Raw genomic sequence first — 11,334 nt, 5'->3', positions numbered from 1 at the left:
CGAACTCGCGCGGCGGCGGGGGAGGGGAGTGGTCGACGTAGCACTGCGCCGCGATCTCGGCGCCGACCCGCTTGCGGATCGGCCTGGAGACCACGACGACCCGCTCGCGGCCGTCGTACCGCAGCCGGACCTCGTCCCCCGGCTTCACGGTCTGCGCGGGCTTGGCCCGCTCCTCGTTCACCCGCACGTGCCCGGCCCGGCAGGCCGCCGAGGCCATCGAGCGCGTCTTCAGCAGCCGGACCGACCAGATCCAGCTGTCCACCCGTACCGGGCCCTCGTCCTCCGCCATGCCACGAGCCTAGACGCCGGCCCGCCCCGCACCGAAACGTCGGCGCCCCGGACGGTCCCTCCCGTCGCCCGCCGTTGCACAACGTGCCCGGTCAGGCACGGCGGGTTAGCCTGACGGGAGGACCGCCACACCGGCGGCCCAACCGCCGAAAGGACGCCCCGGTGTTCGTGCCCGACGAGAGAGAGCCACTGTCCGACAGCTGTGCCCGCCCCGCCGACCTGCGGCATCCGGTCGGCACCCGGGACGCGTTCCTGATCGGCGAGCCGTCGGACGGCGCCGGCCACCCGCACCACCGGGACGCACCCCGTCTGGTCGTCGAGTGGGACGGCCGCGCCTGGCAGCCCGTGGCGATCGCCGACAGCTGGGCCGCCGCCCACCAGATGATCGTCGGCGACGGCCGGCCCCCCGTCTTCCCGCAGGTCTCGGGCCGGCTGCCGGTGTTCCGGCCCGGTCCGACCGGCCGCCGTGCGGACTGAGCCGCCCGGCCGCTACGCACAACGGGTGGTCGTCGGGGCGCGCAACGGCCCCGCCGTACGTGCCCGTACCGCACGGAGGTGAGCATGTCCGCTATGAGCCCTGACCGCGCACCGGGCCCGGCCCGGACCCCGTACGAGATCGCCAATGCCGTGGGCGAGGAGGTCCGCGTCCTCAACCACCGGACGGCCCCGGGGGTCGGCGCCTTCCCCGACCCGACCAGCGTGCACGACGTGGTGACGGCGCTGCACGCGATCCTGTTCCACCTGCCGCAGGCGCTGGCGCAGGCCGCCGCCGGGCTCGCCGCGATCCCGGCGGGACAGATCAAGGTGGCGCTGCCGGACGGCGAGGGGGACACCCCGGCAGCCCGGCAGGCCCGGGTCTCCGAGGAGCTGGAGCGGGCCGCCGAGACGCTGGAGATCGCCCGGGCGCACGTGGCGGCCGCCTCGGCCTTCACCAGCGGCCTGGACCGCACCGTCCTGATCGTGGACGACGACCCGCTGGACGACCTGGTCGCCGCCTTCCACGACTGATCCCGCCCGTCCGGGACGGGGCGGCGCCGCTCGGGCCTCCGGCGGCGCCGCTCAGTCCTCCGGCAGCGCCGCCACGTACACCCAGGCGCCGTCCAGCCGGACGAAGGTGCTGTGCTCCTCCATGGCCCCCGGCTCGCCGCCGTCCGTGAAGTGCGCCCGGAACCGTACCGTCCCGGTGGTGTGGAACGGCCCGCCCTCGGTCGTCGCCAGCACCTCCAGCCCCGTCCACTGCAGCCCCGGGTCGAAGCCGATCCGGGGCGGCCTGGTGTCCGGGTGCCAGCTGCGCAGCAGGTAGGGCCCGTCCTGGACGGCGAAGGCGCTGTAGCGCGAGCGCATCAGCTGCTCCGCGGTGCCCGCCGCCGCCTCGCCGCGGTGCAGCCGCCCGCAGCAGCCGCCGTAGGGCCCGCCCAGGCCGCACGGGCAGGGGTCGGCGGGGGAGAATCGGGGGTGGCGGCGGCGCTTCGACATGCGTCCCATTCTGCCGGGCGCGCCGCCCGCCCCCGGAACTCGGGGCCGGGTGCTGCAACTGCCCGGCCGCTGCCCACGTCTCTTCGGGTGAGGGATCCAGGCGCGGCCCGAGGAGGCGCATCATGCGACGGTGGATCACGATCCCGATGGCACTCGTTCTCGCCGGCACCGGTGCCGTGGTGGTACCGGCCGCGGCATCCGCGACAACACCCACGGCGACGGTGACGACCTGCCCGACCGGCTGGGGCAGCCTGCCGAAGGCCGCGAACCCCGCCACCGGGCAGCACCCGCTGACCAACATCCGCACCGGCCAGCACCCGTGCTGGGACCGCATGGTGCTCGACATCCCCGGCACGACGCCGGCCGGCCACGTCGGCTACCGCGTCCAGTACGTGCCGTCGCTGATCCAGGACGGCTCGGGCCGGACGATCCCGGTGAACGGCGGCGCGATCCTGGAGATCGTGGTCGTGGCGCCGTCCTACGACCCGTCGACCGGTGCGCCGGTGTACCCGGCGAAGGCCGGCCAGTCACTGCCCGGCGTCAACCTCACCGGCTACCGCACCTTCAAGGACGCCAAGTTCGGCGGCAGCTTCGAGGGCCAGAGCCAGGTCGGCCTGGGCGTGCGGGCCCGACTGCCCTTCCGGGTCTTCCAGTTGGACAACCGGCTGGTGATCGACGTGGCGCACAGCTGGAACGCCACCTCCTGAGCCGTACGGGCACGGCACGGATGAACACGGGGCTCCCCGGCCGGGTGCGGACCCGGCCGGGGAGCGTTCGCGCGGTTACGGGAAGGCGACCAGGTTCGCCACGTTCGACGAGGAGTTGGACGGGCCCCCGGTCGAGTCGATCACGTGGTTGATGGTGCCGGTGCCGCCCAGCGACACGGTCACCATGTCGTGGAAGCGCACCCCGGAGCGGTTCGGCACCTCGAAGGCGTGCTCGGCCACCACGGACGGGTTGGCGCTGAAGTAGCAGTAGCTGCCCAGCCCCCACGCCTCGTGGCTGGTCACCGAGTCGGCGACCTTGTACGCCGCGTAGCCGCGGGTCGAGCCGTTCGTCCAGGCGGCCTGGTTCGGCGGGTCGTACGGCATCTCGTTCTGGAAGAAGTACGTCCGGCCGCCGTTGCCGTTCCAGACCACCTGGGTCTGCTGGTAGTGCTCGACGAACAGGCCGTACATGGTGACGTTGTTGCCGTTGACGGTCAGGCCGTTGGCGGCGGTGTTGCTCGTCCAGCCGACGCCGTTGCCGTGGTCCGCGCGCCAGATCCACATGTGGTCGCCGATCACGTTGTTGCTGTTCACCACCAGCGACTGGGTGGCCCGGCCGACGCCCGCGCCGCCGACCCGGAAGAACACGTCGTGCAGCGAGGTCGGGTCCGCCGAGTGGTCGGCGGCGGATCCGGCCGGGCCGACCTGCATCAGCATCGCGGAGTTGGTGGTGCCGGCGTCGATCAGCAGACCGGCCACCTTCACCCCGTCCACGTCGGCGACGGTCATCGCGGTGACCCCGTTGTCCGGGACGAGGGTGGCCAGGCCCAGGCCCAGCACCACGGTGTCCGCCCGGGTCACGTTGATCGCCCGGTCGAGGTGGTACACGCCCGGCGTGAACAGCAGGTTCTTGCCCTGGCCGAGCGCCGCGTTGATGTCGGTGGCGGTGGCGCCCGGCTTGACGACGAAGAACTGGTCGATCGGCAGCGAGCCGCCCTGCTGCGCCCCGCCGGCCCAGGTGGTGCCGCTGCTGTTGTTGCGCAGCGCCGGGACGAACACCTTGTAGGCGCCGGCCGGGTCCACGTACAGGAAGGGCTTCTCGCGGACCACCGGGGTCTGGCCGACGGTGGTGTACGGCGGGTTGGGGAAGGAGTTCGCCGGGGCGTTGACGTCGCCGACGAAGACCATGTTCCAGTTGGAGCCCGTCCAGCTGCCCCACTGGGCGTTCCGGGAGAGCCACTGCTGCTGGGAGCCGGAGCGCACCTGGCCGTCGATCTTCGAGTCGGCGATGAAGCCGCCGCTCGACCAGCCGCCGTCGTCCAGCTGCAGGTTGCCGCGGACGTGCATCCGGCGGTACGGCGCGGCCTGCGAGACGGCCCATCGGTCGGTGCCGCCGGTCGGGTTGACCGACAGGTTCTCGGCGGAGCGCCAGAAGTTCTGGGTGGCGTTGCCCTGGAACCAGTCGGCCTCGGCGTGCACGGCGCCGTTGATGGTCACGTCGTCGGGGGAGAGGCCGAGTCCGGCGACCTGGGTGTAGAAGCCGACGTTGGCGTCCACGCTGTAGCTGCCGGGCTTGAACAGCAGGGCCTGGCGCTGGGCGCCGAACTGGTTGGACTCCTGCTGCGAGAAGACCGAGTTCAGCTTGGCCTGGATCGTCGAGGCGGGCATCGACGGGTCGAAGACCGCCACGTTGGGCCCGAAGTCCGGAGTGCCGGGCGGGTTCTGGCTGCCGCTGCCGAAGGAGAAGGACTGCGCGGCGGTGCCGTTGCAGGTCCACTGCTGGAGCTGGACGGCGTCCGCGGTGGAGGCGCTCGGCACGTCCAGGCACTTGCCGCTGTTGCGGTTGACGAAGTGGTAGGCGCCGCCGGCCTCGGCGACCGCCTGCCACTGCTGGTTGGGGCCGCCGCCGTACGCCCAGAGCTGGATCCTCGCACCGTCCGCGGTGGAGACGTCGGTGACGTCGAGGACCTTGCTGGTGTCGTTCTGGGCGTTGATCCGGACGTAGCCGCCACCGGCGTCCTGGAACTGCCACTGCTGGGCGCCGCCGCGGACGGCGAGCCGGCCGCCGGGGGCGAGCCGTCCGGCCGCCAGCCCGAAGAACTCCTGGCTGTGTGCGGCCCGGCCGGTGTCGCCGTGCGGCACGGGCAGGTCGGAGACGATGACGTCGAAGCGCGGGCGGCCGGTGCGCCCGGTGCGGCGCAGCCAGGCGATCGGTTCGGCGTGCACCACCCGCACCCGGGGGTCGTCGTAGGCGTGCCCGGTGAGGGCGGCGAGGGCGGGGTCGCGGCGGACGAGGGCGGTGAGTGCCGCGTCCGGTTCCACCACCACGACCTCGCGGACGGCGGAGTGCCGCAGCACCTCGCGGACGGCGGGGCCGCCGCCGCCCAGGACCAGGACCCGGCCGTTGGGCGTGCCGGCGAGCGCGGGGTGGACGAGCGCCTCGCTGTCCCGGTACTCGTCCGGGCCGCAGACGGCCAGCCGGCCGCCGACGAAGAGCTCCAGCGGTGCGGTGGTGCCGGGGCCGCCCGCGAGCACGATCTCCTGGTCGCGGCCGGCCACCGCCAGGCGGACCTGCGCCCCGTACAGGGCCTGTCGGGCGGCGCGCTCGATCGCGCCGGTGAACGCGGCGGCGCAGGCCAGGACGGCGAGGATCAGTCCGCAGCCGGCCCAGAGCAACAGCCGGGCCCGCGGCGGCGGCTCCTCGCGGAACAGCCACAGCACCACGGCCGCGCCGGCCACCGCGTTGACCGCTCCGGTGGCGAGCGCGCCGGCGGCCGGGCCGAGGGCGGGCAGCAGCAGGAAGGGGAAGGCCAGCCCGCCGATCAGCGCACCGACGTAGTCGGCGGCGAACAGGTCGGCGACCGCCCGCCCGGCGTGTTCCCGGCGGATCCGCTGGACGAGGGTCATCAGCAGCGGGATCTCGGCGCCGATCAGCACCCCGATCAGGAAGGTGGTGCCGGTCAGGCCGGCGGCGGCCGTCCGGTGGCCGTCCAGCCAGGCCCAGCAGGAGTACAGCGCGAGCACCGACAGCCCGCCGGTGAGGGCCAGCCCGCACTCCACCAGGGCGAAGGCGGTGGCGGGGCGGCGGGCCAGCCGTTTGGCGAGCAGCGAGCCGACGCCCATCGCGAAGACCATCACCGACAGCACCAGGGAGGTCTGGGTGACCGAGTCGCCGAGCAGGGTCTGCCCGACGGCGACGAGTTCCAGTTCGTAGACGAGGCCGCAGGCGGCGCAGACGAAGGCGGCCAGCAGGACCAGCGGCCGGGCCAGTCGTCCGCGCACGCCGGGCGGGGCGGCACCGCCGGTCCACGGCCGGGCGACGGCCCGGACGCGGGGTGCTTCGGCGCGGCCGTCGAGGCCCGGCCGAGCGGGTGGATCCGCCGGACGGTTGATCATGCGCAAACGCTAGCGACATCCACCGGCCGTGGCGGCACCCGTTGGAAGGACGCCGCACCAGATGGAATTGACGGTTCGTCGGCGTTCCGGTCGGGCGCTGCTCCGTTCGCGTGAATCACCCGGCCTCGGCCGCCCAGCCGGCGCCCTGCAGCACCAGGGCGGAGCGGGTGCACACCAGTCGGCCCTCCTGCGGGTAGGCGTGCCAGGTGCGCCAGAGGACCCGCCGCTCCTCGCACTGCGCGACCAGGGCGGTGAAGGCGCAGGGGTCGCCGGGGAAGATGCCCGCCAGGCCGTGCGGGTGTTCGGCGACCAGGGCCAGCAGTTCCTGGGCCCGGGCGGCGAAGGTGTGCGCGGGCAACTCCTCGATCCGGGCCGCGAACTCGTACTCCCAGCCCGCCACGCGTTCCGCCACCCGGGCGGGCAGCGGGGTGCGGCGGCCGGGCAGGCAGGCCACGGTCTCCAGGCAGTCGCCGGGTCCGGCGGCCACCACGACCTGGTGCGAGGCCCCGAGCAGGCGCAGTTGCAGGGTGGCCGTGCCGACCCCGGCCGTGCCGTCGGCGGGGGCGTCGAAGCTCAGCTCCCGCACGGCCAGCGCGGGCAGCGGCTCGCCGCCCAACTGCCAGGCGAGGTCGCCGGCGCGGGTGTCCGTGTACGAGGTCTGCAGTGTGGTGAGCATGCTCCGCTCCGCGTTTCGAACTCCGTAACGCGCCCGCCGTCAGCGTCCGACTCCACCGACGGGCCGGCGTTCGAGGCTGTGCGGTCCAGGACGCGGCCGACCGTGGAAGGAAGGATTCCGGCTGGAGACTCAGCAGCAGAGAAGCACGAATTCTGCGGGTCCGTCGGGGATTTACCCATCCTCGACCAGCATTCACCGTTCCGGGTGGAGCGGCCGGAGCACCCCGCTCATTCGGGGTGTCGACTCTGCGAACCGTGTTCCCATGCACCCGCGTACGCGCCGTCCGCGCCGGGGGTGCGCCCCGCGTACCCGCTCACCCGTTCGGCCTCCGGGGACCGGGCCGTCGGACCAGGTCCCCCGGAGGCGGCGCTCAGAGGCGGCGCAGCCGTTCGACCGCCTCCCGGAGCACCTGGTCGCGCTTGCAGAAGGTGAAGCGGACGAGGGAGCGGCCCTCGTCGGTGTTGTCGTAGAAGACGGCGTTGGGGATGGCGACCACGCCGCAGCGCTCGGGGAGGGAGCGGCAGAAGTCGGCGCCGTCCTTCTCGCCGAGCGGGGTGATGTCGGTGGTGATGAAGTACGTGCCCTCGGGGACGAAGACCCGGAACCCGGCCTCGGCGAGCCCGTCGGCGAGCAGGTCGCGCTTGCGGAGCAGGTCGGCGCGGAAGCCGTCGAAGTACTCGTCGGGCAGCCGCAGGGCCTCGGCCACCGCGTACTGGAAGGGGCCGGCCGAAACGTACGTCAGGTACTGCTTGGCGGTGCGGACGGCGGCCACCAGTTCGGGGCTGCCGGTCACCCAGCCGACCTTCCAGCCGGTGAAGGAGAAGGTCTTGCCGGCCGAGGAGATCGAGACGGTGCGCTCGCGCATCCCCGGCAGCGCGGCGAGCGGGTGGTGCCCGCCGCTGAACACCAGGTGCTCGTAGACCTCGTCGGTGACCACCAACAGGTCGTGCTCGACCGCGAGTTCGGCGATGGCGCGCAGCTCGTCGGCGTTCAGGACGAGGCCGGTGGGGTTGTGCGGGGTGTTGATCAGCAGCAGCCGGGTGCGCGGGGTGATCAGGGCGCGCAGCTCGTCCAGGTCCGGCCGGAAGGCCGGCGGGCGCAGGGTGAGCGGCACCCGGACGGCCCCGGCCATGGCGATGCAGGCGGCGTAGGAGTCGTAGAAGGGCTCGAAGGCGATCACCTCGTCGCCGGGTTCCAGCAGGGCCAGCAGTGCGGCGGCGATGGCCTCGGTGGCGCCGGCGGTCACCAGGACCTCGGTGTCCGGGTCGTAGGTGAGGCCGTGGAAGCGCTGCTGGTGCTCGGCGACCGCGGTGCGCAGCTCGGGGATGCCGGGGCCGGGCGGGTACTGGTTGCCGCGGCCCTCGCGCAGGGCCCGGACCGCCGCCTCACGGACTTCCTCGGGCCCGTCGGTGTCGGGGAAGCCCTGCCCGAGGTTGATCGAGCCGGTCGCCGTGGCCAGGGCGGACATCTCCGCGAAGATCGTGGTGCCGAGGCCGTTCAGGCGGCGGTTGAGCAGGGGCCGGGCTTCCATGGGGTCTCCAGCGGTGTCGTCGGCGGCTGCGCCCACCGTAGTGCCCGGACCGGGCGCTTCCCAGGGGCCGCCGGGGCCGACGCGCGGGCGGCCGGAGGACGGGTCGGGCCCGCACCCCGGCGTACCGGAGTGCGGGCCCGACCGCGGACCTGGCGGGATCAGGCGTCCTCGCCGCCGTCCTCGGGCTTGTCGCCCTCCTCGATGTCGCCCTGGAGGCCGAGGCGCTCGATCATCCACTGCTCGAAGCCGACCGAGGCCTGGGTCCAGTTCGCGGTGGTGGTCACGAAGTACTCCAGGCTCACACCGGTGCCGACGATCATCTGGGACTCGCCGATCAGGCGGACGACGCCGTCCTCGTGGGTGTGGGTGTAGACCTTCGGCCAGAGGGTCTCGCGGTTCCACTCGTCGACGAGGTCGAGGATCTCGCCCTTGCGCTCCAGCTCGTACGCGCGGTCGTAGAAGGCGCGGACCGCGAAGAGCTCCTTCTGGTCGCCGCGGAACATGTAGTAGACGCGGAAGCCCTCCCAGGGAGCGGTGAGGTCACCGTCATCGTCGACGACGTGCTTCAGCTGCATCTGGTCGAGCAGCTGGGCGACCAGGTTCTGGTCCGGCACGATCACCGGCGGAGGGCCGGCCGGGGCGCCGCCGGGCTGGCCGCCCTGCGGCGGCTGGGGCGCGCCGAACGACGGGATGGACGACGGGTCGATGCTCATGGGGTCCTCAATCTCACAGCACGGGGAGTGGTCGGCGATGAGAGACCGCCTCCATGTCCCATCCTGCCTCATCCGGGCCCGCGGGCACAGGGCCTCCCGGGCGGCGGCGGGGCGGTCCGCCGCCGAACGGTCGCCCTGGTCAGAAGATCTGCAGCCAGCGCACGGTGCCCTCCGCGCCGTTGTCGTAGTAGTGGTCGTCCTCCCAGGTCCACGGGTCCAGGTGGCGGGTCACCCCGCCGTTCACGCTGGTGTAGTAATACAGCAGGTTGTTGCCGGAGTAGATGTTGTCGACCTTGTAGATGGTCACGTCGGCGTAGCCCGCGTTGGCGAAGCACAGGTGCCCGGACCACCCGTAGTTGTAGATGTTGACGAAGTCCGTCCGTCCGTTGCAGCTGACCCGGTTGATCGCCGAGGCCCCGGTCGCGGGCAGGGCGAGGACGAGGGCCGCTGCGGCCGCCGCAGTGAGGGCGGCCTGCTTCCATCGGCGTGTCATTGCGGTCACCGTTCCTGTGCGGGGCCGGACGGGCCGGCCGACGGTCGTGGCGGACGGGAGTTTGGCAACCGTCCCGTCGGCCGGGCCAGGTGGTTGTCAGGACGTTGAACGGCAGAACGACCGGTCGGTACGGACAAACCAGATTCTTGAGTGATTCATGTCACGCGATGGCGGATCGGAACGCGTTGCCGCCCGCCACGGCGGCGGTTAGTTTGCGGTGCAACCCTCCCGGCGGCGACAAGTGCGGCCGCCGGACGTCCGGTTGGGTGCGTCGACTGACGAGGAGTCGTACGGTGGGGGATTTCGGGGCGGGGGCGCCGCAGGACCGGTTGGGGACACTGCTGCGCAGCATCCGGCTGGACCGGGGGATGACCCAGGAGGAACTGGGTGCGGCGTCCGGCATGAGCGTGCGGTCCATCCGCGATCTGGAACGCGGGGTCTCCTGCCCGCGGATCTCGACGCTGCGGCTGCTCGCGCACACCTGGCAGCTGTCGGAGGCCCAGCGGGCCGAGCTGCACCGGCTGGCCCGGGCCAAACGCGACGGCGCGGGAGACACCCGGGGGAGCGGGGCACGACCGTGAGGGCGGCCGCCGGGCGGCGGTCCGCCGCGGCGGTGCTGGCGCTGCTCGCGCTCGTCGGCTGCGGCGCGGGAGGGGACGGCACGCCCGCCCCGGCGCTCACCCCGCCGGCCCTCGGAGCACCCACCGCCCCGCCGTCGGGGCGCGAGGGGATGCTGGCCCTGCCGCTGTCGGCGTACGGGTCGGACCGCGAGCAGAACGCCCGCCGGGAGCAGGCCGTCCGCGCGCTGACCGCCGACTGCATGCACGCGGCCGGCTGGGCGGGGTTCACCGGGGACGACGCGCTGGACAGCGGCGGCGAGGTCCCCGACGCGTCGGCGCTGCCGGCCGGGGCCTTCGGCTACCTGCGGGCCGAGGTGGCCGCCGTCCAGGGCTTCCACGGCCCGACCGCGGCGGCCCCGGTGCGCACGCCGAGGCCGCCGGCCTCCGAGGCGGAGGGCACGGCGGCCCAGGGGTGCGTGAAGAAGGCGCTGACCGCCGTCCGGCCGGCCGACACCGCCGGGTCCGAGCTGGTGGACGCGCTGTTCGGGCGGTCGCTGGAGGCGACCGGCCGGGACGCCCGGGTGGTCGCGGCCACCCGGGCGTGGTCGGCCTGCATGCGGGACGCGGGTTTCGCCGACACCACCCCGGACGGCCTGGTCGCCCGCTACCACGGCCCCGGCCGGCCGACCGCCGAGGAACTGGCCGCGGCCACCGCGGACGAGCGCTGCACCGCGGCCGGCAACCTGGCCGGGATCTGGTTCGCCGCCCTGGCCGGCTACCAGCGGCAGCTGATCGACGCCAACCAGGAGCGGCTGGCGGCCTACCGGAAGTCGGTCGCCGAGCAGGCGGCGCAGCTCGGCCGGGTCGTCGGCGCCTGACCCGGGCCGGCCGGGGCGGGCCCCGGCCGGCGGCGGATCACTTGACCAGCGAGGGCTTCGGCCCGACCGAGAGCCGGTCGTGCTCCTCGTCCCGGTCGACCAGCACGGTGTCGCCGTCGTGCACCCGGCCGGAGAGGATCTCCTTCGCCAGCCGGTCGCCGATCGCCGACTGCACCAGGCGGCGCAGCGGCCGGGCGCCGTAGGCCGGGTCGTAGCCGGTGAGGGCCAGCCAGTCCCGGGCGGCCGGGGTGACCTCCAGGCTGAGCCGGCGGTCGCGCAGCCGGTCGGCGAGCCGGGACACCTGCAGGTCGACGATCCGGCTGAGCTCGTCGGTGCCCAGCGGCTCGAAGACCACGATGTCGTCCAGGCGGTTGAGGAACTCCGGCTTGAAGGCGGTGCGGACCGTCTCCAGAACGAGCTCCTTCTTGCGCTCCTCCGGCGTGGCCGGGTCGACCAGGAACTGGCTGCCCAGGTTCGAGGTCAGGATCAGGATCGCGTTCCGGAAGTCGACCGTGCGGCCCTGGCCGTCGGTGAGCCGGCCGTCGTCCAGCACCTGCAGCAGGACGTCGAAGACCTCGGGGTGGGCCTTCTCCACCTCGTCCAGCAGCACCACGCT

Annotated in this window: 12 protein-coding genes and 2 pseudogenes; 5 read left to right on the top strand and 9 right to left on the bottom strand. The window is 73.6% G+C overall.

Annotated elements, in window-relative coordinates:
* On the bottom strand, positions 1–289 hold a 289-nt coding region (locus ABZ641_RS15685), incomplete at its 3' end, for an RNA-binding S4 domain-containing protein (protein WP_359982226.1).
* 167 nt (positions 290–456) lie between these two features.
* Between ABZ641_RS15685 and ABZ641_RS15680 the strand changes: the two genes are divergently transcribed.
* On the top strand, positions 457–765 hold the full coding sequence (locus ABZ641_RS15680; RefSeq protein WP_344624080.1) for a DUF6087 family protein: 309 nt from the start codon (positions 457–459) through the stop codon (positions 763–765).
* Positions 766–858: 93 nt separating this feature from the next.
* Complete coding sequence (locus tag ABZ641_RS15675) at positions 859–1,296, top strand: hypothetical protein (RefSeq protein ID WP_359982223.1); 438 nt, start codon at positions 859–861, stop codon at positions 1,294–1,296.
* A 51-nt stretch (positions 1,297–1,347) separates the two neighbouring features.
* On the opposite strand, the gene ABZ641_RS15670 is transcribed toward ABZ641_RS15675, so the two are convergent.
* The gene (locus tag ABZ641_RS15670) at positions 1,348–1,773 is read right to left on the bottom strand and encodes a YchJ family protein (protein ID WP_344624078.1); all 426 of its coding nucleotides are present in this window, start codon (positions 1,771–1,773) and stop codon (positions 1,348–1,350) included.
* A gap of 113 nt (positions 1,774–1,886) precedes the next feature.
* Here ABZ641_RS15670 and ABZ641_RS15665 point away from each other — a divergent pair, with 113 nt between their 5' ends.
* Positions 1,887–2,471: a hypothetical protein gene (locus ABZ641_RS15665; RefSeq protein ID WP_344624077.1), complete on the top strand. Its 585-nt coding sequence runs from the start codon at positions 1,887–1,889 to the stop codon at positions 2,469–2,471.
* A gap of 75 nt (positions 2,472–2,546) precedes the next feature.
* Here ABZ641_RS15665 and ABZ641_RS15660 read toward each other — a convergent pair.
* The 6 genes and pseudogenes from ABZ641_RS15660 to ABZ641_RS15635 form a co-directional block, all read right to left on the bottom strand.
* Positions 2,547–4,511 (bottom strand): annotated as a pseudogene (locus ABZ641_RS15660) (RICIN domain-containing protein); the annotation flags it as partial.
* Positions 4,512–4,535: 24 nt separating this feature from the next.
* Positions 4,536–5,378 (bottom strand): annotated as a pseudogene (locus tag ABZ641_RS15655) (spermidine synthase); the annotation flags it as partial.
* 604 nt (positions 5,379–5,982) lie between these two features.
* Positions 5,983–6,543, bottom strand: a complete 561-nt coding sequence (locus tag ABZ641_RS15650; protein ID WP_359982220.1) for a DUF2617 family protein — start codon at positions 6,541–6,543, stop codon at positions 5,983–5,985.
* A 370-nt stretch (positions 6,544–6,913) separates the two neighbouring features.
* Positions 6,914–8,074: a pyridoxal phosphate-dependent aminotransferase gene (locus tag ABZ641_RS15645; RefSeq protein ID WP_344622129.1), complete on the bottom strand. Its 1,161-nt coding sequence runs from the start codon at positions 8,072–8,074 to the stop codon at positions 6,914–6,916.
* A 158-nt stretch (positions 8,075–8,232) separates the two neighbouring features.
* Positions 8,233–8,787: a YbjN domain-containing protein gene (locus tag ABZ641_RS15640; RefSeq protein ID WP_344622128.1), complete on the bottom strand. Its 555-nt coding sequence runs from the start codon at positions 8,785–8,787 to the stop codon at positions 8,233–8,235.
* A gap of 139 nt (positions 8,788–8,926) precedes the next feature.
* The gene (locus ABZ641_RS15635; RefSeq protein WP_344622127.1) at positions 8,927–9,280 is read right to left on the bottom strand and encodes a beta/gamma crystallin domain-containing protein; all 354 of its coding nucleotides are present in this window, start codon (positions 9,278–9,280) and stop codon (positions 8,927–8,929) included.
* Between the two features lie 293 nt (positions 9,281–9,573).
* On the opposite strand from ABZ641_RS15635, the gene ABZ641_RS15630 reads away from it, so the two are divergent.
* Together ABZ641_RS15630 and ABZ641_RS15625 are read left to right on the top strand one after the other, a co-directional pair.
* A complete protein-coding gene (locus tag ABZ641_RS15630) occupies positions 9,574–9,861 on the top strand; it encodes a helix-turn-helix transcriptional regulator (protein WP_344622126.1) in 288 nt (95 codons plus the stop codon).
* Positions 9,858–10,718 (top strand): hypothetical protein, encoded by an 861-nt coding sequence (locus ABZ641_RS15625; protein WP_359982217.1) that lies wholly within the window; start codon positions 9,858–9,860, stop codon positions 10,716–10,718. The genes ABZ641_RS15630 and ABZ641_RS15625 overlap by 4 nt, the downstream gene beginning before the upstream one ends.
* Before the next feature lie 37 nt (positions 10,719–10,755).
* Here ABZ641_RS15625 and ABZ641_RS15620 read toward each other — a convergent pair.
* A partial coding sequence (locus ABZ641_RS15620; protein ID WP_359982214.1) for an AAA family ATPase occupies positions 10,756–11,334 on the bottom strand: 579 nt, incomplete at its 5' end.

The organism is Kitasatospora sp. NPDC007106, from assembly GCF_040634455.1.
In the GTDB taxonomy this organism is placed as follows: domain Bacteria; phylum Actinomycetota; class Actinomycetes; order Streptomycetales; family Streptomycetaceae; genus Kitasatospora; species Kitasatospora arboriphila.
The sequence above is the reverse complement of the archived record's forward strand: the minus strand, read 5'-3'. Positions and strand labels throughout refer to the sequence as shown.

Bases quoted from the DNA above. Each gene is read 5' to 3' on its own strand.
- ABZ641_RS15635 (WP_344622127.1), bottom strand. From the start codon at position 9,280: ATGACACGCCGATGGAAGCAGGCCGCCCTCACTGCGGCGGCCGCAGCG.
- ABZ641_RS15670 (WP_344624078.1), bottom strand. From the start codon at position 1,773: ATGGGACGCATGTCGAAGCGCCGCCGCCACCCCCGATTCTCCCCCGCC.
- ABZ641_RS15675 (WP_359982223.1), top strand. From the start codon at position 859: ATGAGCCCTGACCGCGCACCGGGCCCGGCCCGGACCCCGTACGAGATC.
- ABZ641_RS15650 (WP_359982220.1), bottom strand. From the start codon at position 6,543: ATGCTCACCACACTGCAGACCTCGTACACGGACACCCGCGCCGGCGAC.
- ABZ641_RS15645 (WP_344622129.1), bottom strand. From the start codon at position 8,074: ATGGAAGCCCGGCCCCTGCTCAACCGCCGCCTGAACGGCCTCGGCACC.
- ABZ641_RS15665 (WP_344624077.1), top strand. From the start codon at position 1,887: ATGCGACGGTGGATCACGATCCCGATGGCACTCGTTCTCGCCGGCACC.
- ABZ641_RS15640 (WP_344622128.1), bottom strand. From the start codon at position 8,787: ATGAGCATCGACCCGTCGTCCATCCCGTCGTTCGGCGCGCCCCAGCCG.